The sequence below is a fragment of the Mucilaginibacter sp. P4_E8 genome (genome assembly GCF_056401495.1).
Genome location: NZ_JBFUJG010000001.1, coordinates 53,713 through 74,759, shown reverse-complemented (window position 1 = coordinate 74,759; position 21,047 = coordinate 53,713). Strand labels below are relative to the sequence as shown.

Below are 21,047 nucleotides of genomic sequence, written 5' to 3'. Positions count from 1 at the left end.
GTTTGTGATTACTTAAAATGTAACATTTGCGCCGAATATGAATGATCGTGCAACGGGGTAGTTGGTATTGGCAAGCCCGTTCGTGAGCACGTTCCCGCTGGTCGCATCTGGGTTATAGCCCCTGTATTTTGTCCAGGTGAATAAGTTGTTTGCCGTAGTGTACAGGCGGATATGGTTGATCTTTACTTTTGACGTCCACGCGTCGGGCAGGTTATAGGCCAACTGCACGTTACGCAACCTTAAATAACTGGCATCAAGATAAGCTATACTGGCTGATTTGGTCAATCTGCGTGCCGACGACAGGTTACCCAGGTTTGGCGCTGCATAGGTGCCATTGGGATTTACAACAGGATCATAACGGTTTTTGAAATAGTACTGGCTCGGCATAGAGAACCCTTCGCCCGAGTCATCTAAATTAGCTAAACCCCGATCAAAGATCTTTCTTCCCGACACACCGTTAAAAGAAAAGTTCAGTTCGAGCCTTTTATAATTAATATTTCCGCCGAAACCATAAGTAAATTTAGGATTATAAGTGCCAAAACCTTTTTGATCGCGGCTGTCGATAATTCCGTCATGGTTCAAATCTTCTACGATATAATCTCCAACCAAGGTTCCTGCCAGATGCGGGGTTGTATTGACCGCCTCCTGACTTTTGTATACGCCGGTAACATTATAACCATAATATTCGGCAACAGGGCCGCCTACTTTGGTAACAAAATTACCCTCGGCACCTTGTATGATCTGGGTTTGTCCCGGTGCCAGTGCCACTACCTTGTTTTGATTGGTTGCGATATTGGCATTAAAGCCCAGTCCAAATGCCCCTGCTTTAAAATTATTTCCGGAAAGTTCCAGTTCAAAGCCTTTGTTATTAACCTTGCCAATATTTTGGATGGATGACACAAAGCCGGACTGCTCCGGTATAGGTACATCGAGCAGTAAGTTCCTGGTTGTGGAGTTATAATAATCTGCGGCTAAATTGATGCGTTGAAAAAGCCCGATATCAATACCGATATCCGTGGAGGTTTTGGTTTCCCAGGTAAGGTTATTATTGGCTGTGGTAGTTGCGGCAAAACCCGGCGACAGTGTATTACCAAAAACGTAGCTGTAATTGTAATTATTTGCAGCATTGGCAGATGCTGACCCGACTAACGCTTTAGCACTGTAGTTACCCACCTGATTATTACCGGCTGAGCCCCAGCTTGCCCTTACTTTTGCAAACGTTACCACATTGTTCTGCGGGAAGAAAGACTCTTTGCTGATCACATAACCTGCGGTAACCGATGGGAAATTACCCCATTTGTTATTATCACCAAAACGGGATGAACCATCACGGCGTAAAGTACCTGAAAACAGATATTTATCCAGGTAACTGTACTGTACACGTGCCAGGTAAGAGATCTGTGTCCATTTATAGCGGTCTGCCGTTGCCGTAAAAGCGCTTGCTCCGGCAATATTGTCGATATTATCATCCGGTATCCCGGAACCGGTAATTGATGTGGCTGATCCGGTTTCAGACTGAAAAGTATAACCCGCCAGTACGTCGAAATTGTGATGACCAATGCTTTTGGTATAATTGATCGTGTTTTCACTGATGTAATTGTAGACGTTGCCGTCATTTTCAATGGCGATAGCCGGTTTTGGTGCCGCCTGGCGATAAGCGCCGACAGTGGACGGATTATAATAGTCATAGAAATTACTCCGGACATCCGCCCCTGCCAGGGTTTTGAACTTCAACCCGACAATAGGTTCAAAGGTCAGATACGTATTACCAAATGTGCGGAAGTCGTTCCGGTTGTTTTTAATCAGTAAGGCCAGTGCCACCGGATTTTCGCCCAGCGCGCCGTCTTCCGGGGTATTAACTTTGATCTGCTGACTGACTGTTGGAGAGCCATCCGCGTTATATGCGGTAAAAAAAGGGTAACTGATCGTAATATCACTGACGACATCATTGGAGTTGTTACTGTTATTATTGAAATATTTGTCTTTGCTGTAAGATGGATTAACCGAAATACCGTAGGTGAACATTTTAGAGAGCTTCGATTCAAGCTTTACCGAACCGCTGAACCGCTCCAGCCCGTTATTGATCACGATCCCGTCCTGTTTGAAATAATTAGCCGAGATATAATAATTGGTCTTACCTGAGCCCCCCGAAACCGAGAAGTTATAACTGCTCATGGGTGCCTTACGGAATACTTCTTTTGACCAGTCCGTATTGGTCAGGCCCGGCTGGTTGTCCAGGTAAGGCTGTAAATAATTCAACCTCAACTCCCTTAAACTTGCCCCCTTACTTACCCGGGTTGCCCGGTCATCCGTAATGCTCCTGCGTGTGGGATCTTTAGAAAGATAGGCATTATCACGGGCTTCTGTAAAATAAATCGCGGCCTGATAAGCATCCACATATTTTAAATTATCGTTCCTTTCCTGGAAGCCTGAATAAACATCCAAAGAAACTTTTGGCTTATCCGAATTTCCTTTTTTTGTAGTGATCAGGATTACGCCATTTGCCGCCCTGGAGCCATAGATGGCACCTGCCGCCGCATCTTTCAGAATGTCGATGGATTCGATATCCTGGGGGTTAATGGAATTAAAGCTGCTTCCTTCCGATAAAGGAAAACCGTCTACCACGACCAATGGCGCACGGCCTGCTGTTAGCGTTCCTATACCCCGGATCACGATTTGGGGATCGGTCCCCGGCTGGGCGGAAGCATCATTGATCACCACACCAGCGGCTTTGCCGGCGATCTGCTGCGCGAAGCTGCTACCCGAGTAACGGTTCAGATCGGCTGATTTTACCTTAGATATCGCACTCGTCAGTTTTTCGCGGGCCTGGTTCCCGTAGCCGATCACCATCACGTCACTCAATTGCGACTGTTCAAGTTCCAGCGTAATATTGATCTCCGGCTGATCGGCAACCGTTACCTCTTTTCTTTTAAATCCGATAAAGGTAAAAACGATGACCTGGTCACGTTCCGCGGAAAGTTTGTAGACACCGTTCTTATCCGTTACCGTGCCTCGTTGGCTACCCTTAATGGTCACATTCACACCAGGTAAAGGAAGGCCTTTATCATCGGTTACTTTGCCTGTAATGCTCATGGGGATCTGTAACTGGTCCGATGGTTTTATCTTCTCATTGAGCACGATGGTATTATCCACAATGGTATAATCCAATGGCTGGTCCTTTAGCAAAAGGTCCAGGGCCTCCCGGATCGTTCCGTTCTGAATGTTGATACTGATCGCCGGAGCATGTTTCAGTAATTTGCTTTCGTACCAGAAGACATAGCCGCTTTGCTGTTTGATCTTGCCGATGGCCTTTTCAAAGGGAATATTCTTTTCGGATAAGCTAATGTTTTGCGCATAGGTATGCGCAGACGCGCTGAGGCACATTAAAGCTATTAAAAATACCGTGATTTTCATAACCAGGAAAATTTGAACTAATTGTCTTCGATTACTACGCAGAAGACACTGGAGCGTATAAAAATTCATACTTTTGTTGTGTTTGGGTTAATTGTATACTATCTGTCACAAGATTTTTGTCCCGATCTGATCGGGTAAGGTTGGCCCAGCATTTGCCGGCGGTGTTCGTTGCACTTCCGGCTTTTTTATGGGCTACCTGAATTTGTTTAGTTTTTCATATCGCTTATTTTTAGGTTAACTATTTATGTTTATTGTTTGACGATCAGTTTTTTATCCTTGACGGAAAACTGAACATGGTTCAGCGCCAATATTTTTAACAAAGCAGATAGGTTTGATTTCCGGGAGATCGCGCCGGTGAATGTCCTGTCGGAGATCTGCCCCTGGTATTCCACATCAATGTCATACCACCTGGAAACCTTCCGCATAATTGTTTTAAGGTCGGCATCTGTAAACGCAGTTAACCCGTTTTTCCAGGCAATGGCATCTTCCGTGTCAGCGCTTGCTACTTTAATATTCTGGTTAACGAGGGCCTGTTCCCCTGGTTTTAGTATTTTATTTTGGCCGCCTTTGGCGATCCTGACAGCGCCTTCGAGTAAGGTTGTGATAATCTCTGTTTCATCCGGATAAGCCATGATATTGAAATGCGTGCCCAAAACAGTTACCGTTTGCCCGGCTGTAGACACGCGAAAGGGCTTTAACTTATCTTTGGCTACTTCAAAATAAACCTCGCCGGTGGTTTCGACATTCCGCTCCCTGCCGGTAAAAGCAACCGGAAAATGAATGGAGGAAAGGGAGTTAAGCCAGGCTTTGGTGCCATCCGGCAGGATTACCTGATACTGCCCGCCACGGGGCGTTGTTACCGTATTGAAATCCGTTATTGCATCAGGCCCGGGATTCCGGGGCTGCGGGCTGGTCCGGTAGGCGACCAGCCCATTCGCTGTCTTGTGCACAGCGGTGCCTCCCTGTTGTGCCAGGTTGCCGTTATGGACATTATTCAGCGCGATCTGCCGGCCATTGCTTAAGGTAAGCACCGCTTTATTGCCGCCAGGCGCGATGTCCTTCCGGGTAGCCAGCATAGCCGTTTTTTTTACAGGCTTCAGATAATAGTAAGCGCCTATGCCCATAAAGATCAATAGCAATGCCGCCGCTGCATACCGGACAAACGGAAAGATACTTTTCTGGAAAGGCGCAACCTTAGCCACGTGAGGAGAAGCGGTTTGATCCGGAGCAAGACCCTTTTGCAGATCTTTGACCTGCCCGATCACCAACTGCGCGGCTTCCCTTGAAGCACGTTCAATTTCTGCTTCCGGCGGCAAAGTATAACCATTGGTTTCAAATTCATCGTACCAGGCTCTGATCTGCTTAAACTCTTCGGCGGTACACAGGCCTGCCCGGTATTTTTCGGCAAGTTCCTTCAGTTTGTTATCTTGTATTCCCATTCACCAGTATAATCCTGAAAACAGGCAACCGGTACTATGAAGCAATTGCAATCAAATTGTTAACTTCATATAAACAATCCTCCTGAGGCTTTATTTTTTAAAAACGCAGGCGGAGGCTAAGGCGAGTATAAAAGAAAGATTATCTTTTTTGAGATAGGTACGCAGGCATTGCAATGCGGATGAGATATAATTCTTTACGGTTTGTTCAGAAAGGTCAAGCCTGGCCGCGATCTCCTTAATGGAAAGCCCTTCCTTCCGGCTCAGCCGGAATACATCCTGCACGGTTACCGGCATTTTTAATAATTGCCGGTCGAATTCCTGTTGCAGGTCTTCGGCCAGTATCATTTCTTCCACCGGTAGGTGAGTGGGTTCATCCAGTAAGGAAAGTGAAACCTCCAGTGCCGATCGTTTTTTCCGAAAGAGGTACTGGTCGACAATCGTATAATGCGCTGCCCTCGACAAATAAGGCAGGAAAGAACCGGTGATGACAATGGACATCCGGTTATTCCACAAAGACAGGTAGATATCCTGCAGCATATCTTTGGTATCATCTTCTGAACCCAGTCTTTTATAGATCTGCCTGTAAAGTTGCCTGCGATAACGGTGGACAACGACTGCAAAGGCATCCGCATCATCCTGTTGCATCAATACAAGCAACGCAACGTCCGTTAAATTTTCCACTACTGCAAAAATAAGGTTCGCAGGTTAACTTCTTATTAATTCGAAAATTGTTTTTAAACTACAAGGGAAAAGTATCGCACGTATGATGGCAAGTGACCGACAATCATGCAACCGTTTTCCCGATCTCTTACAATTAGTTATTCATTTTTTGACACTAAAATTGGTAACTTCCAGCCTGTAAAATCCTTGAAATATTGAATTATAAAACGTTTATTCCCAACCCTGAGCCTGGTCCATTTGTCAAATGCTACTGGTCATGCAGAAGATGATGAAAGTTGACCTTTCCCCCTATTCGAGTTTTGCTGAACTGCTGCAAAACGGTGTAGCCGATTATACCATGGTAGAAAAAGTGAGAGGAAAGCTTGACGAGATTCACGGGAGGGTCGAATTGAAAAAAGCGATCTACGGGGAGCATGTCGATCTGGGCGATGACGACGTGATGAAAAGCAAGGACGAAGGCGCGGTTTTCGCGAGAAGATTTGTTAAGGATATGTCTAAGTATGTGGATTTTCAGGAAGAAGAACAAAAGAAGATAGATAAGATCGACGACTAACATTTATCTAAATTGTTAGTTTTGTGCTCAATTAAATTTTAAACACATGGAAAATTCACCCAATTAAAGGCGCTGGTTGAAAGCGCTGAACATGATGCCCAGGCATTCTATGAGAAATCAAACAAAGCGGCCGGTACCCGTTTGCGGAATGCACTGCAACAAATCAAAGTTGTCGCTACCGGTATCCGAAAAGAAGTAACGGAAAAGAAAAATTCAGCAAACTAAAATAAAAGAGCATCCTGTTTGGGAAAGCCTGGCTATATGCCGGGCTTAATTATTAGCGGACATTTAACGTCAAAGCTATTGAAGATGCACCCAGCCATTCTGTGACCGGAGCTAAACGGGCAGATTTTATCATTAAGACTTACCCTGGAATCCAGGTGGTCAAGATCAACTTAATCTCCCACCATTATGCTGTTATATTATCCGTTACCATTGCCCGCCCGATTTTAAAGTATTATTTTTGAGAAACTAGGGTTGCCGGGTATTTTGTATGGATAGGAGGAATATTTTTTCATATAAGTACAGAAGGTGTTGCACGTTTTTGGGGTGCCTGGCATTATTATGCCTGATAAATCGGGCCATTGCTCAGCAGCCAACCGCAATACGCGGCAGTGATTTTGGTAAATATAATCGGGTTCTCCTCGATGATTCGGTTTGGTTTTTTCACCCCGGTGATTTGCCCGGCAATAAACAACCTGTAACTTCTACAGCTGGCTGGGACACCCTGCACCATACCATTTTTGGCAAAACCGATGCGCCACGACGTTGGCGGGGCATGGGCTGGTTTGGTTTATGGGTAAGGGCGGATACAGTACTGGTGAACACGAAACTTTTCATCGCTATTAATCACGATGGCGCTTCTGAAATATTTATGGATGGCAAACCGATAGGTGGTTACGGCAAGGTGGGCCACTCGGCGAAGCAGATGCAAGCCATTCGTGCGCCAAGAGACCTCATCCCGCTTTGGTTTGCCGATACCCGCCCCCATCTGCTCGCGATCCGTTATTCCAATTTCTTTGGGGTTTACCCCAATTTCTATGGGTTCCAGCTTTCGCTAGGTGATTATGTAAAACGTGCTGAAAAAGCAGGTACCGACAAACAATTGCTTGATTATTTGCCCTTATTTGCCGCTGCACAGCTGGTACTTGGCCTGCTGCATTTCCTGTTCTTTCTTTTTTATCCCCGGCAAAAACTCAACGTGTATTATGCTTTGTTTGTATTGCTGATCGGTATCAATGGCATGGCTGTTTACCAATTTTATTTAACGCCCTATCCTTCGGTACAATACGTTGCTGATTTTACGACCTTTGCCTGTAAGGCATTGATCATGTGGTCGGCGGTCATGTTGCTTTATGCGCTCCATTACCACCGGCTGCCGCGTTGGCGCATGGCCGCCTTAACGGGCATTACGCTGTTTTACCTGACAGGTTATGTTTTAACTTTTTGGGTTTTTAGGGTGGAGAAATGGGATGACTATTATTCCGTTGCCTATATTGTTTTTATGATGGATGGGCTGTGGTCGGTAGCCCAGGTCATAAAAAGGGGGCAAAAAGATGCATGGCTTATCGGCATCGGCACCGGCACCATCATATTGGTTTATTTTTTCGCCTGGGATGATACATTTCATGTTTGGCATTACGGGCAGAATGCTATGCGTTTGTTTGTAATGGGCGCGGGATCATTAGTATTGCCGCTTTGCTTATCGCTTTACCTGGCGCTTGATTTTGCGCGTACCAATCAAAAGCTTACGGCTAAATTAAGGGAGGTAGAAAATCTATCGGCGCGAGCCCTTGCCCAGGAGGCCGAAAAAACGGAATCGATAGCCACCGAAGCCCGGCGGCTGGAGGAGGTTGTGCAACTGCGCACCGCAGAGTTGAAAGAACAGGCCAGTAAGTTGCTGGAATTGGATGCCGTTAAATCGCGCTTTTTCACCAACATTACGCACGAGTTTAAAACACCGCTTACCCTGATCATGAACCCGGCCAAGGAATTGCTGTACGCGCCTTCAGGGGACACCAATAAAAACCTCCGGCTGATCATCAGCAATGCGGAACGTTTGCTGCAACTGATCAACCAGCTGTTAGATTTAAGCAAGGTAGATAGCGGCCATATGGATGTGAACCTGGCACCGGTAGATCTGGTGGCGCTTGTAAAACTGCACACACTCTCCTACGAATCATTAGCTTTACAAAAGGGCATTCATCTGCATTTCGTTGCCGACCGGGACACACTTTGGGTCTTAGCTGACCGGGATAAAATGGATAAGATCATGCTGAACCTGCTATCGAACGCTATAAAATTCACCGACGAGGGAAAGATAGAAATAATACTATGGCAAAATGCAGAAGTACCCAACAGCGCTTTTGTTCTTACAGTAAGGGATACGGGTCAGGGAATTCCTGCGGCTAAACTGCCCTACATATTCACGCTCTTTTACCAGGCCGATCCGTCGGATACCCGGTCGGCAGGAGGTACGGGTATAGGCCTGGCACTTACCAAAGATCTGGTTGAACTGATGGGTGGGCAGATAGCGGTCGAGAGTGCCGAAGGTTTGTATACACAGATCCGGATAGATATGCCTTGCGAACTTGCCAAGGCGGTTTCTGAACCGGCAGTGGAAATCTTGCCTGATGAGTTATTTACGCCAGTGAACGATGCCAACGAAGTATTAGTAGCCGATGAAAGCAGCCCGCTCATCCTGGTGATCGAGGATCATCCCGAATTGAGGGAATTTATACGACAATCGCTGGCCGGCAGGTACCGGCTAATAACGGCGGCAGATGGCGAAGAAGGTATAGCCCTTGGCTTGCAGCATATCCCAAACCTGGTTATTACCGACCTGATGATGCCCCGGGTAAGCGGTTACGAGGTAAGCGAAACGCTTAAAAGAGACGAAAAGACCAGCCATATCCCCGTTATCATCTTAACTGCTAAAGCAGGCCTGGACAGCCGTATACAAGGGATTGAAAAAGGTGCCGATGCTTATCTCGCCAAGCCATTTGAGCAACGGGAATTACTTGCCCTGATAGAAAACCTCATCAGTGTACGCGAGCAATTACGCCTGCATTACAGCATCCGCGACCTGTGGTTTAAGGATACCACTGCGCTGCCTACCATTGAGCAGGAATTCATAGCGCGGGTACGCCAGGCTGTGGAAAGCCACCTCAACGAAGAAAGTTACGGAGCCGATCAGCTTGCTGCAGGTATTGGGCTTAGCCGCACCCAACTGCACCGCAAACTCAAAGGCCTCATTGGCCAGTCCCCCGGCGAACTGATCCGGATCGTTCGCCTGCAATATGCGCATGACCTGTTGGAACGTCGCGCGGCAACCGTATCGGAGGTGGCCTATATGGTTGGCTTTGGCAGTCCGGCCAGTTTTTCCACCAGTTTTTCCCGCCATTTTGGCTTTGCCCCGAGTAAGGTGATAGAAGCCTAATCCATAGCCATTAACCTTTAGCATTTAAGCAAAATTGTTGCTTGCCAATAAAAACCGCAACAAATTCGAAAGGATTTGCAACATACGCGAAAATTTATTCTGGATGGGGTATGTTTATTTGTGAAATGATTACGACTGTCTTATAACTTGTATTGGTACTGTTTAACGCGTTTCCAAATCATTTCACAAAATATGCTTACATACCTATGAAAAGCCTAAAAACAACCTTAGCAATACTGCTTACTGTGCTACTCAACTGCCTGATCTTTAGCAGATGCAACTATAGTAAAGGTGCCAAAAAAGACCTCCGCACCGGTTTATCGTTCAGTTACAACGGCTTTATCGTGCAGGATGCTTTATTGATCGATCCGGCTAATAAACGAATGACCGATAATAAAGTAAACTTAAATACCCGTATTGCTATAGCAGCGGTCGGACTAAACAACTATGGCCTTAAGGACGGTAAAGTTTTTCCGGGGATGATGCTTTTAGTGACCGATAAAAAAGGAACTCCCATACTTAAAGCCGACGACCTGTTTGCAGGTGACCAGGGGCATCCCCCGGCGGAAGCCTCCGAATTGCGCGGAGACATTACCCTTGCAAGCCCAATGGTAGCCGGCGAAACCTATCACGTTAAAGTACACGTTTGGGACAAGGTAAAAGCAGACAATGAACTAAATATTGAAGCAGACCTGGTTGTACAATAAGCTTTTATACACCTCAAAATTTGTTAACCATTTTAATTATTTACCATGGCCATTTTATTGCCGAGAAAACCGACCCTTATTTGCCTGGCAGTGCTGGGCCCCATTTGCGTGGTAGACGGTATTGTCAAAAAAGACACCAAAGAGATCCTGGCAATGTTGGCCGTCTTCATATATGCCATAGTAACCCTGGCCATGGACAGCAAAAAAAAGAAAAAGCTTATTGACAGAAATAACCGGGAACATAGCAATTCCCTTAACCCAAAACGATAAACCAAAACAAACAGCGTTATGCCCGATGAAAAGAGCTTTTGGACGACCCTGCCGGGAATTATTACAGGCTTTGCCGGCATAGTTACAGCCATTACCGGATTAATTGTGGCATTAAACGGGGCGGGGTTATTTAGTAAACCGGCGGCGGCAAACAAAGTATCTGCCGAAACAAAACCGGGAGCTTTAAATGAGGCGGATAGTTTAATAAGTAAACCAATAGACCCACAAAAGCCGGTTGAAAAATTGAAACCAGTATTTTCAATGACGCAGATAAAAATAGAAGACCACGAATATAAGATCATTAGTTCATCACTTGAAGCAATAACACCTGAAAGCAGCTCGCTGAAAATTAAAATTAAATACAAAAACAACAGTAACTATTCGCCGGCTACTTTTTGGAACGAGGGTTTCAGGCTTGCCATTGACGGGGCACTTACCGCACCTTCAGGAGATTTAAGCGAACTGGTTGAGCGGCATGCCGAATTGGTTGGCACCGTAATCTTTGAGGTGCCCAACAACACCTCGAGTCTTGTTTTTCACATCCTTGATGTTGGAAAAGATGTTGCGATACCCATAAAACTAGCTTCCGATTGACCTTGGTATCTTTTTGCGCCTGGCGCAAAAAGATACCCCCATTACTTTGTACATATTTATCAAAATCAAACCATAAAATCAACCATAAAATGAAAACACTTCAAACCCACTTTACATCTGGCAGGATGCAAAACATCTCCTCAAGACCCGGAAAAGATGAGATGGCAGGCATTATTTCAGAGAAAGATGGAAAAAGCATTGCCAGATCCGCGCTTGCTGCCTTACTCATGGGTAGCTTATTAATTCATTTGTATGGTTGTGGTAAACCCTCCAATAACCCTACTCCTCCCGTGGTAAATATCACGGGCTGCGCTATTACGGGCGATGTTGACCAGGCGCTCGGGTCCCGGATATTTGAATACGATGATAAAGGTTATCTTATAAAGATGACAGGCCCCAATTATTACTATGGGCCTTTTGTTGAAACCATTACAGCTGCTAAAGTTGTTGACACCTACCCTACTCAGTCGGTTGGTGGTGATGGTACCCATTACAGCGGCATCATTAAAACTACTTATAGCTATACTGGTGGCAGCGGAAACGTTTATGACGGTAATCCGGAATTTGTACACCAGGTATTTTCTGCTTCAAATCCACCTTCCTCGTTAAAAAGAGACTCGCTGTTTGGATTCTTATATGACGCCTCAAAGAAACACCTGACCACTGTTTTTATGGCCGGTAACGGTTCCGAGGATGCCGAGAATTTCAAACTTGCCGAAGTTGAACTCAATTTTACTTATGATGCCAATGATAACGTAACACAAGTAAAAATTTTATATGATTACGAGCGGAGGTTCTACATACCACAAACTGGTGAAACCCGTATCGATCACAAACAAACTTCTGATGACTTACTAAATATCACCTATGACGATAAGCCCTCCCCATACACGGCCATTTCAAAATATTGGAAGTTTATAGGCGGAGATTTTACCGGCTTTGCAGCATATAACCTGGATAAGGTTCGTTATTGGGCAAGCCGCTGCGCAATACTGAGCAAAAATAACCCGGTAAAAATTTCCGGGAAACTGGTAGAAAACTTTGGGTCGGCACCTGTGAATATTAACGCAAACATTACCTATCAATACAACGATAAAAATTTTCCGGTTAGCATGGCCATTAGTGGTTCGGCCGTAAATGCGTTTACTTACAACTGCAAATAGGCCTTGATATAAGGCACCTGTCTAAAATAATGATGCAGTGCTACCAGGGGTAAATTTAAAATGTCTGTTTACGTAGTTGATTAAGTATACAACAAACTCAAAAGCATTTGCAACAAACGCGAAAGTATTTTACCAGCTACTTATGTCTCTTTGGGCTCCCTGACAGGCTTTCGCAATTAAACGGGGTTCAATTATTAATTAAACAATAAATACCTAATACCTATGAAAAAAAATTATGAGCACGGCATTTGCTGCTTTGTAATGAATGCGCTAAAATTTACCAAATTATTGGCTGTTGCCGGCTTGTTGCTTTTTGCGAGCTGCGGTAAAGACACGCCTTCCATAACTAAAACGGATACTGGAACAGGTACAGGAACCGGCACGGGAACAGATACAGGAACGGTCATTGATACCCTTGCTGCCAGTAAAGTTGCCGTTGCCGCTTTAGATGACGAGGTAAATACTTTTATGACCACTTATAATGTTCCGGCAGTATCTGTAGCAATTACCAAAGGCGAAAAGCTGATTTATCTGAAAGCGTATGGTACAAGTGATCAATCCAAGAATGTTAAAGCTGCTATCAGCGATAGATACCGTATAGCGAGCCTTTCAAAACAGTTCACTTCTGTTGCCCTTATGAGGCTGCTTGATCAGGGCAAGATAAAGCTGGATGACAAAGTATTTGGCGACGGCGGTATATTAGGTAAAACCTATGGTACTAAAACCTACGGCCCGCATATTACCGATATTACGATTGACGAACTGCTGCACCACACATCCGGAGGTTGGGCTAATGATAACAACGACCCGATGTTTACCAACCCAACCATGACGGCTGCACAACTCATCACCGGGACTTTAGATAACCGTCCGCTTGACCATATACCGGGAACCAGTTATGCCTACTCGAATTTTGGTTACTGTATATTAGGGCGGGTGATAGAAAAAATTACCGAACAAACCTATGAAGAAGCGATAAAAACATTGGTATTGACACCTATCGGCATCACAGATATGACCATTGGTGGTAACACACTTGCCCAAAAACTACCAAAGGAAGTTACTTACTACGGCCAGTATGGTGAAGATCCTTATGCATACAATATCAGCCGGATGGATTCACACGGGGGGTGGATCGCTACAGCGACCGACCTGGCCAGGTTCCTGGTTTATATTGATAAATTTCCGGTGCGCAAAGATATTCTTACACCATCAACCTTAAATATGATGTATACCGGCTCAACAGCCAATACAGCTTATGGGTGCGGCTGGGGCATTTCAGGCAATAACTATGTTCATACGGGAAGTCTGCCCGGTACGGCGACTGAACAGGCCCGTTTGGATAATGGATTTAATTTTGTGATTTTGACCAACACCCGCAGTTGGAAAACTAAGTTTGACTATGATTTGGACCAGATATTCTGGAGGGCTTATGCCAAAAATCCAACCTGGTCTACAGATGATTTGTTTACTAAATAAAATTGCTACCATGAAACGTAATGCTTTCCTTCGAATGCTATCCGTAACCTGCGTTGTTTTAGCCAGCCCCGTTAGCGGCATTGCCAAAATATATAAAGAACTTCGGGAAAAAAACGGCTATAAAACTGATGCCGGGGCCGACCGTTTTCAGAAACCTATTAACTTATTTGACGGGGACACTTTTTATACCAAAGTATCAGCTAAAGATACGGATGGCGATTTGTATGTGTATGAATCGTCGCGCGTAAAAAAAGGCGGACCAAATCTGCACCTTCATTATAACCAGGATGAATGGTGGTACATTCTGGAGGGAGAGTTTGTGATTAAAGTGGGCGATAAACTGCACCGCGTTAGACCCGGCGATAGCGTGTTTGGTCCTCGGGGAGTGCCGCATGCGTTTTCAAAGGTAGGAGAAGGTGTTGGCCGGATGCTCACTACTTTTCAGCCGGCCGGTAAAATGGAGGAATGTTTTATAGCTATAAGCGAAGGACATATGAAAGGCAAACCCGAAGCCGAACAGGACAAGTTCAGGAAACAACATGGCTTTGAACGCGTTGGGCTACCAATTGATATACTAAAAGCTTTTTAAGGTCAAAAAAAAATTCCATTAATAAACAAGTTATGAAAGTTAATAGTTTCAGGTTCATCGTAGTTTGTCTGTGCTGGCTGTGTGGTGTTAAAGCCTACGGCCAGCAAACAGACACCGTTAAAGAAAACACACAGATAAGGCAACTCATTAAAAATTATGAAGATGCCTGGAACCGGCATGATCCTAAAGGGCTGGCCGATAATTACACTGTTGACGCCACCTGGGTAAACTGGTTTGGTGCTTATTACAAAGGCAGGGATGATATTCAATTCCATTATCAGCAGGTGCACACCACCTATTTTAAAGCCACCCATTATTATACCCGTGCGGTTGAAGATATCACCTACCCGTACCCTAACCTTGCCATATCACATGTGCGCACCGGCTTAGATGGCGACGAACGTTTTCCCGGGCAAACGTTTGAATTCCGGAGGATGATTGTACTGGTAAAACGCGACGGTGCGTGGAAGATCCTCGCCGGACAAAATGCAAAACTTGAAAAAGAAATAAAATAAATCAATGTATAAAGAACCCGCCCCATTTAAACAACAACTGAGCCTGGCATACCTATGGCTTGTTCCCCCGGCAACGGTAGCTATTGGTTTTGGTATAGGACATGTAAGCTATACAATATATTTATCCGTTTGGGTGCTAAATGCCTGCCTGATGATGCTCTCTGCCCTTCACCTTGGCGGATGCAGGCTTTGGAAGCAAGGTCGATCCGGTAGACAACAGGTTATTACCGCGCTATTATTATTTGCACCCTGGTTATTGTTTTCCATCTTCGCTGGTATGGGGCCCCCGCCCTCTACAATGCGAGGCTGGGTTGACACTGCTGCCGAACAGCAAATACGCTACACTATCCTGATGGCTGGTGGCCTATTGCTTTTATCGGGCGCTGCGCTGTTAAAAACGCAATTACAGACAAGCGGCGAAAACCTGTACTCAGTATTAGCATTTGCAGTGCTAAGTATGGCAATCCCTCTGTTTATGATCAATATGGCATTCTGGGGTTATTTCCTCAATGATGCTTTCCGGCTATTTACCGCAAACCCTACCGCAAAGCGCCCGGATTGGTATGGTCCCATAAAAAGTTTATTTTATGTGATCAGCGTTGCCGAGGTTGCAATGATATACCTCGCAATCGTGCTTTTTGCAGTTTCACTCAAAATAACAGGCTTACTGAGCCGGTCCGCGTTCCGTTGGTATATAGGTTGCGGTCTAATGGCTATGTTGCTGGCATTAATGCCGCCTAACTGGCCGCAACCGTTTGGTACAGCCGGCTACCTGGTGGCTATTCCTGCCATTCCTTTTATCATGCCCTATCTGTTCGGGATCAAACTGATCAGGAAAAATGATCCATTGGGGACTTAGCGGATCAGAAGAAAATAAAAAGTATTGTAAGATGAAAAACGCATGGATCATATTAATTGCGATCCTTCTGATGCCTCGGTATGGCTTTGGTCAGACCATTACGGCGACACCTTTATGGCAAACCTTGCCGGTTGAACCGCCAATGCTTCCTGCAGATCAAAGCGGGCTGGCTCCTGTCAATGACATTAAGCTATATTATGCCGTCTTTAATAAAAACGGGAAAGATCCGGTCATGCTGTTGCATGGAGGGTTTGGGAGTTCAGATGTTTGGGGCTTCGAAGTACCTCTGCTGTGTAAAACGCACCAGGTAATTGTGGTTGATAATCGCGGGCATGGCCGGAGCACGATGTCCGGTCAATCTCTCAACTATGACTTAAAGAGCGCTGATGTGTTGCAGCTTATGGACTTTTTACACATCGAAAAAGCCATACCGGATTCCAGGAAACACCATAAAAGCATGGGCAGGCAAGCTTAATTTGCCTACTTTACTGAATGCAAACAGTTCTTCATTGGTCCCTGGGATGCCCAAAGCCAGGAATCCAAGTTACTCCTGGGGAAGATACATGAGCTTACTAAAGCATTAGAGCTATCTCCATTGAAGAACCTTGCCTTGGAAACAATGATCGAGGTAGCTGAAAGTGACTTACATATCAAGATCCGAAAAAAGCGTGGTATCAAACAGTCTTAAGAATGCGGCAAAAGCGGTCAGAATATACCCAGGCAGCTATTTGTGTATTGTTTGGTGTAAGCCGTCAGGGCTTACTATTTAGCTCATCATAAGGCTGCCAGAGCAAAAGGCACGCTGCTAAATAAAATATTTTAGCATCATCGCGGTCAGGCAACAGTTTATTTTCGCCTTATAGGCGCACCCCCTTGTTGAAGAATTATTTTGATCCCGGATTTTTACTTGCTATTGCTATTCCCATCAGGCGCAAATCAGAACAAACTTTAGATTGAACCTAACTTATATTAATTTAGCGGGAATGAAATATAAATTATCTGGTATTTTTTTACTACTAGCCTTTTGGTCAGTGGCCGCACACCGGGAACAATCAAAGCCAGTTGATAGTAAGCAGTTTACTTTCCTAACATCAGACCATGTCAAGATACCGGTGAATGTTTCAGGAAAAGGTTATCCATGTATGTTTGTTCCGGGAGGGCCAGGCGGCGGCTACCGATCATTTGAACAATTGGGTGGCAATAAGCTCGAAAGCTTTTTAACCATGATCTATATGGACCAAAGGGGTTCGGGCAGTGCGCAAAATGCCAAAGATTACAGCATGGACCGCATTTTGCAGGATATGGATGAACTAAGAGCAAAACTTCATATTGAAAAAATGTTTTTGCTTAGCCATTCTTTTGGCGGCGTCATCCTCATTAATTATGCTAAAAAATATCCTCAGCATGTAAAAGGGATCATTTTGGTTAATTCCACGCTTCATTTTTTAAATACTGAGTCACTCCTTGAACAGATTAAATATGGATATGGACTCTTAGGTAAAGACACCGTGATCAGTGATCACTCCCTGCAGTCGTTATCTTCGGTACAAGTTACGTTAAGACAGCGTTTAAGTAAAAAGCACTTAGCATACAAACTACTTACCGACTCTGTTAATACGATTAAGGCGCTGGATAAAATTGATTCAATATATCCCCGCATAAACGATTTTGCTTATAAAATACTGGGGCCTGTAATTGATAAAAATGCCTCAATGCTTTATCCGGAATATTTTAAAAACTACACTACATTGACCGCGGCTATAAGAGTGCCGGTTTTAATAATTACGGGGACAAAAGACCATGCTATTGGTATAAACCATTACCACCTATTCAAATTTCCGCATCAAACAATCGTAAAAATCAATGGCGGGCACTTATTGTATGCGGAACAAAACGAGGCTTTTGTAAAAGCGGTTAATCAATTTATTGATTTTACCAAGCAAAAAAATACCCAAAAGCACCCTAAAAAATATTAGTAATGGATCTCTTCATTTGCACAATGCTTACAGGCGATAAACTTGCTCTCGATTAAAATCCATTGATGAAGAGAAACATCTTAACTCAGATAAGCGTCAACGAAGTTAGATTTGCTTCCTTTGTCAATTTACCTATGCGCATTGCATAGCAAGCAGGGCAATTGGAAAGGAGTTAGAAAATTAACATGTGATCAATCGCTGACATAAATTTCACTATGAGCCAAGTCTGATCAATATATTCCCGGCATTTAAAAAGTTCTCGAGCAAGATGTGGGTTTATACCAACCAATATTGGATGGGTGATTTTCCGATTATCCGCCTGGGTGAGGTTTATCTGATTGCGGCCGAAGCGGCCCTGCTTAGCACCGGCGACCAGGCTAAAGAGCTGCACAATATGTTAATATGATACGCAAACGTGCCGCTATAATAGGTCGCGAGAATGAAATGGTAATTACCCCCGGCAGAAGTGAATATTGATTTCATTTTGGCCGAAAGAGCCCGCGAATTGGCCGGAGAGCACACCCGATGGATTGATTTGAAACGCACCGGCAAACTTACCAGAGTTTACTTCCAGTCGACCAACCCGTCTGTGGCGTTAAATTTTAATGAAAAGAAACATGTTGTGCGCCCCATACCACAATCTTTCCTGGACGCTATAATAAATGGAAACGAGTTTGGTAATAATGATTATTAAAAACACATAGATTGAATTACAGGTTTGCTAAGCAACCTGTAATCGTTTTATAAATTGGTAGCCGTTTCGCTAAATAGCGAAGCGGCTTTTAATGGTTTTGAAAATAATTACCGTGCGCCATCAATCAAATTGTCTATATCCGCCTTGATCTTATGATAATTAACGGATATATCGTCTTTAATCGTTGTCCTGATTACTGGGATGGATTGGTAACTGTCTTCCTCGGTGCGGATGACGTCATGATCATTTTGTATTTGGCAATGAAAGGTTTTGAGGTCGATCTTATTGGTAGGATCATCGGGCACCATGCCAACGAATTCACCGGATGAAAGACCTGCGATTTTTGAGGCAGGTATGGCGTAATCGAGTTGTGTCGAACGACTCATCGACGTATCACTGTTGATGGATACACTTTCCATTTGCTAATTGATCTTACCGAACCGTTCAGATAATTGTTTGGCAGTATCGCCGGTCACCTGCATATTTTTAGTTAAAATACTACTTATTCGAGTATTTATAATAATTACTACACCCATAGCAACTTCATGGGCTCCGTTTGCAATGCAATATCCCTGCATCTTTAAACCTCCTATTTTTCAATTGATTACACAATAATGAACAAAAAAGTAACAAAACGTTTATGGAGATATACAGATTGACAAGCATCAATTTACCTTTGGAATATCATTTATTCAACCATTTTATAATATCAATACTATGAAAAAAATACTTATCATTCTATTAGGCCTGTCCGCAGGTTTAATAAGCTGTAAAAAAGAAGACAGAATTCCATCCGCCAAACACGAAGAAAATAGCGCTGAAAAATACGCGGTTTCGTTCGCAGTAGCACCATTTGACGTACAAACCGGAACTTTATCGGTACAGAGTGCTGCAAAAAAAACTTCAGCCTTAAAAGATAATTTCAAGTACTTATATTATTATGTAACCAAACAGAGTGATTCGTTGAACGTCATTAAAACCATCAAACAGCAATCAACCGATCCGAATTTCGGGAGAGTTACCGATACTTTGCCTGCGGGAAAATACAACATTTTTATCATTGGTGCCGCCCGTTCAGACGTGTTGGTATTTACAGGGAACGAAACGTTATATTTTCCCGGTTTATTTTTAGCCTATGAAGGACAAAACTTTCATAGGCCCCCCAACAGCATAGGAGACAACTTTTATAAAAAGATTCCGATTACTGTTAGCAAATACAGCAATCAGGATGTAAAGCTTGACCGTATTGTTGGCCGGGTAAATGTAAAGTTTACAGATGCTATACCTCCGGGAGTGTCTAAAATTGTTGTCAATTTCAATTCCGTACCGGACATCCTTGATCTGTATACAGGAGTAGAGGCTGTCACGAATAGCGTAGGTGGTGAAACCGTAACACAAACGTACATTGTTAAACCCGGGGATGTAGGTAAGACCGGTTTAACGATGGGCGATTATTTTTGGGAGGGCGGACTTTGGATAGACGTCACTTACTATGATCTCAATGGTAACGAGGTTGACCGAAAAGTTCCGACTGGCAGTTGGGTGATTGAGGCAAACACGATTGTTACTTTTTCCGGAAAACTATTCAATCTCTCAACCGGGTTTAATGTAGGCGTGAACAGTGATTGGGGTCCACAGATCAATCAGCCATTTGAGTTTTAATCTGCAAACCTGAAACAAGGGCTCCAAGCTTTTCTGCTTTCTTTGATTTTATATGTTCTCAGATGAGATTGGTCCCTTAAATGGACATTCTGGAAAGCTTGACCAGTCTATTCCGTGCTCTTTAGAGCACCGAGTTGTGTCGGCAATAAGAAAAAACTGGGCTAATTAATTAATATGGTCAAAGTGTTTCGAAACAATTTGTTTGCTATTCCGGAACGCGGTGATCAATGGCTCCGGAATGTCCGCCCTGATCGTCAGAATGGATTGATACGGGCTTTAAGCTGATCAAAAATCCCGGTAATAAAGGTTTCTACGCAGGTTTTGGTGACCTGTTGGTCAAGTCCTTACCGGTTATTATCACAGCCTTAAGTATTATTGGAACGATAGCCTTGCTTTTGGTATCGGGCGGGATTTTCAGGCACAATATTGCCTGGTTGCACCAGTTATACCCGGCCCTGCCCGCCATCACTATGGAGTTCGCGCTGGGTTTGGCGGCAGGACTGATCGCGGTTGGCCTTTGGAAAGGCGGCAGGAAAGTCTTTTGTTGATCGAGTAGAGTACGAGCTGAAAGAATTCGCTCTGGACGGGCTCTACTTTCCTTATCAATGGCCCGAACCCGCCACCTATTTAGCTCACACTAAGCAGATAGAAATGTTATGGAAATTTAATCCCACTATAGATTCAATAGGCCTGAACCTAACCGACATAAATACGTTATTGACCAGTGGACAATCAGAAGTACGGGCGGTTAAATATATGGCCAACCGCTTTAGTGATTTATAACGAATTTTGGTTTATGTGGCTGTGAGGCAGGACGTAATCCCTTTTTATCACCTCCCCGGGAAAACCCATCAGATTTAATAAGGTCAATTTTTTTCTAACAACAAGCCGCATAGGCCGCTGCTATTTGACTCGTTTCGGTTTTAACAGAGTTGGTGTACTAATATCGTACGCTTTTCCATAAACACCGTCCGGATTCGGACGGAGAGCCGCGGAAATAATCCCGGTTTACC

The 21,047-nt window shown here is 44.3% G+C and carries 18 protein-coding genes and 2 pseudogenes; 16 read left to right on the top strand and 4 right to left on the bottom strand.

Going from position 1 to position 21,047, the window contains the following annotated elements; translation table 11 throughout:
- Positions 1-12 precede the first annotated feature (12 nt).
- The 3 genes from AC1DRQ_RS00395 to AC1DRQ_RS00385 form a co-directional block, all read right to left on the bottom strand.
- Positions 13-3,414, bottom strand: coding sequence for a TonB-dependent receptor (locus AC1DRQ_RS00395; protein WP_477421563.1), 3,402 nt, complete (start codon positions 3,412-3,414; stop codon positions 13-15).
- A 248-nt stretch (positions 3,415-3,662) separates the two neighbouring features.
- Entirely contained in the window at positions 3,663-4,853 is a 1,191-nt protein-coding gene (locus AC1DRQ_RS00390) for a FecR family protein (RefSeq protein ID WP_477421561.1), read from the bottom strand.
- Positions 4,854-4,943: 90 nt separating this feature from the next.
- Positions 4,944-5,534: an RNA polymerase sigma factor gene (locus AC1DRQ_RS00385; RefSeq protein ID WP_477421559.1), complete on the bottom strand. Its 591-nt coding sequence runs from the start codon at positions 5,532-5,534 to the stop codon at positions 4,944-4,946.
- A gap of 256 nt (positions 5,535-5,790) precedes the next feature.
- Between AC1DRQ_RS00385 and AC1DRQ_RS00380 the strand changes: the two genes are divergently transcribed.
- The 14 genes and pseudogenes from AC1DRQ_RS00380 to AC1DRQ_RS00315 all read left to right on the top strand — a co-directional run bounded on the left by AC1DRQ_RS00380 (position 5,791) and on the right by AC1DRQ_RS00315 (position 18,372).
- The gene (locus AC1DRQ_RS00380; protein WP_477421558.1) at positions 5,791-6,087 is read left to right on the top strand and encodes a hypothetical protein; all 297 of its coding nucleotides are present in this window, start codon (positions 5,791-5,793) and stop codon (positions 6,085-6,087) included.
- Positions 6,088-6,138: 51 nt separating this feature from the next.
- Positions 6,139-6,312, top strand: a pseudogene (locus tag AC1DRQ_RS00375) (histone H1); the annotation flags it as partial.
- Between the two features lie 454 nt (positions 6,313-6,766).
- Positions 6,767-9,526, top strand: a complete 2,760-nt coding sequence (locus AC1DRQ_RS00370) for an ATP-binding protein (RefSeq protein ID WP_477421557.1) — start codon at positions 6,767-6,769, stop codon at positions 9,524-9,526.
- A 206-nt stretch (positions 9,527-9,732) separates the two neighbouring features.
- On the top strand, positions 9,733-10,233 hold the full coding sequence (locus tag AC1DRQ_RS00365) for a hypothetical protein (RefSeq protein WP_477421556.1): 501 nt from the start codon (positions 9,733-9,735) through the stop codon (positions 10,231-10,233).
- 45 nt (positions 10,234-10,278) lie between these two features.
- Positions 10,279-10,503 carry a hypothetical protein gene (locus tag AC1DRQ_RS00360; RefSeq protein ID WP_477421554.1) on the top strand — a complete coding sequence of 75 codons (225 nt, stop codon included), beginning with the start codon at positions 10,279-10,281 and terminating at the stop codon, positions 10,501-10,503.
- Positions 10,504-10,521: 18 nt separating this feature from the next.
- The gene (locus AC1DRQ_RS00355) at positions 10,522-11,097 is read left to right on the top strand and encodes a hypothetical protein (RefSeq protein WP_477421552.1); all 576 of its coding nucleotides are present in this window, start codon (positions 10,522-10,524) and stop codon (positions 11,095-11,097) included.
- 89 nt (positions 11,098-11,186) lie between these two features.
- Complete coding sequence (locus tag AC1DRQ_RS00350) at positions 11,187-12,260, top strand: hypothetical protein (protein WP_477421550.1); 1,074 nt, start codon at positions 11,187-11,189, stop codon at positions 12,258-12,260.
- 222 nt (positions 12,261-12,482) lie between these two features.
- A complete protein-coding gene (locus AC1DRQ_RS00345; protein WP_477421548.1) occupies positions 12,483-13,739 on the top strand; it encodes a serine hydrolase domain-containing protein in 1,257 nt (418 codons plus the stop codon).
- Between the two features lie 10 nt (positions 13,740-13,749).
- On the top strand, positions 13,750-14,328 hold the full coding sequence (locus tag AC1DRQ_RS00340) for a cupin domain-containing protein (protein WP_477421546.1): 579 nt from the start codon (positions 13,750-13,752) through the stop codon (positions 14,326-14,328).
- A gap of 32 nt (positions 14,329-14,360) precedes the next feature.
- Complete coding sequence (locus tag AC1DRQ_RS00335) at positions 14,361-14,843, top strand: YybH family protein (RefSeq protein ID WP_477421544.1); 483 nt, start codon at positions 14,361-14,363, stop codon at positions 14,841-14,843.
- A 4-nt stretch (positions 14,844-14,847) separates the two neighbouring features.
- Positions 14,848-15,702 (top strand): hypothetical protein, encoded by an 855-nt coding sequence (locus tag AC1DRQ_RS00330; protein ID WP_477421543.1) that lies wholly within the window; start codon positions 14,848-14,850, stop codon positions 15,700-15,702.
- Positions 15,703-15,733: 31 nt separating this feature from the next.
- Positions 15,734-16,177, top strand: coding sequence for an alpha/beta fold hydrolase (locus tag AC1DRQ_RS00325; protein WP_429401594.1), 444 nt, complete (start codon positions 15,734-15,736; stop codon positions 16,175-16,177).
- A gap of 508 nt (positions 16,178-16,685) precedes the next feature.
- The gene (locus AC1DRQ_RS00320) at positions 16,686-17,678 is read left to right on the top strand and encodes an alpha/beta fold hydrolase (RefSeq protein WP_477421541.1); all 993 of its coding nucleotides are present in this window, start codon (positions 16,686-16,688) and stop codon (positions 17,676-17,678) included.
- Positions 17,679-17,904: 226 nt separating this feature from the next.
- Positions 17,905-18,372: pseudogene (locus AC1DRQ_RS00315) on the top strand (RagB/SusD family nutrient uptake outer membrane protein).
- A gap of 107 nt (positions 18,373-18,479) precedes the next feature.
- Here the strand turns inward: AC1DRQ_RS00315 and AC1DRQ_RS00310 are convergent.
- Positions 18,480-18,758: a hypothetical protein gene (locus AC1DRQ_RS00310; RefSeq protein ID WP_477421539.1), complete on the bottom strand. Its 279-nt coding sequence runs from the start codon at positions 18,756-18,758 to the stop codon at positions 18,480-18,482.
- 331 nt (positions 18,759-19,089) lie between these two features.
- Here AC1DRQ_RS00310 and AC1DRQ_RS00305 point away from each other — a divergent pair, with 331 nt between their 5' ends.
- Together AC1DRQ_RS00305 and AC1DRQ_RS00300 are read left to right on the top strand one after the other, a co-directional pair.
- A complete protein-coding gene (locus AC1DRQ_RS00305; protein WP_477421538.1) occupies positions 19,090-20,034 on the top strand; it encodes a hypothetical protein in 945 nt (314 codons plus the stop codon).
- A 263-nt stretch (positions 20,035-20,297) separates the two neighbouring features.
- Complete coding sequence (locus tag AC1DRQ_RS00300; RefSeq protein WP_477421876.1) at positions 20,298-20,582, top strand: DUF808 family protein; 285 nt, start codon at positions 20,298-20,300, stop codon at positions 20,580-20,582.
- The last annotated feature ends 465 nt before the right edge of the window (positions 20,583-21,047 follow it).

Excerpts from the sequence above, each read along its gene's own strand:
- AC1DRQ_RS00330 (WP_477421543.1), top strand. The coding sequence starts at position 14,848 with ATGTATAAAGAACCCGCCCCATTTAAACAACAACTGAGCCTGGCATAC.
- AC1DRQ_RS00340 (WP_477421546.1), top strand. The coding sequence starts at position 13,750 with ATGAAACGTAATGCTTTCCTTCGAATGCTATCCGTAACCTGCGTTGTT.
- AC1DRQ_RS00350 (WP_477421550.1), top strand. The coding sequence starts at position 11,187 with ATGAAAACACTTCAAACCCACTTTACATCTGGCAGGATGCAAAACATC.
- AC1DRQ_RS00390 (WP_477421561.1), bottom strand. The coding sequence starts at position 4,853 with ATGGGAATACAAGATAACAAACTGAAGGAACTTGCCGAAAAATACCGG.
- AC1DRQ_RS00310 (WP_477421539.1), bottom strand. The coding sequence starts at position 18,758 with ATGAGTCGTTCGACACAACTCGATTACGCCATACCTGCCTCAAAAATC.
- AC1DRQ_RS00305 (WP_477421538.1), top strand. The coding sequence starts at position 19,090 with ATGAAAAAAATACTTATCATTCTATTAGGCCTGTCCGCAGGTTTAATA.
- AC1DRQ_RS00395 (WP_477421563.1), bottom strand. The coding sequence starts at position 3,414 with ATGAAAATCACGGTATTTTTAATAGCTTTAATGTGCCTCAGCGCGTCT.
- AC1DRQ_RS00365 (WP_477421556.1), top strand. The coding sequence starts at position 9,733 with ATGAAAAGCCTAAAAACAACCTTAGCAATACTGCTTACTGTGCTACTC.
- AC1DRQ_RS00355 (WP_477421552.1), top strand. The coding sequence starts at position 10,522 with ATGCCCGATGAAAAGAGCTTTTGGACGACCCTGCCGGGAATTATTACA.
- AC1DRQ_RS00335 (WP_477421544.1), top strand. The coding sequence starts at position 14,361 with ATGAAAGTTAATAGTTTCAGGTTCATCGTAGTTTGTCTGTGCTGGCTG.
- AC1DRQ_RS00325 (WP_429401594.1), top strand. The coding sequence starts at position 15,734 with ATGAAAAACGCATGGATCATATTAATTGCGATCCTTCTGATGCCTCGG.
- AC1DRQ_RS00380 (WP_477421558.1), top strand. The coding sequence starts at position 5,791 with ATGCAGAAGATGATGAAAGTTGACCTTTCCCCCTATTCGAGTTTTGCT.
- AC1DRQ_RS00320 (WP_477421541.1), top strand. The coding sequence starts at position 16,686 with ATGAAATATAAATTATCTGGTATTTTTTTACTACTAGCCTTTTGGTCA.
- AC1DRQ_RS00345 (WP_477421548.1), top strand. The coding sequence starts at position 12,483 with ATGAAAAAAAATTATGAGCACGGCATTTGCTGCTTTGTAATGAATGCG.
- AC1DRQ_RS00360 (WP_477421554.1), top strand. The coding sequence starts at position 10,279 with ATGGCCATTTTATTGCCGAGAAAACCGACCCTTATTTGCCTGGCAGTG.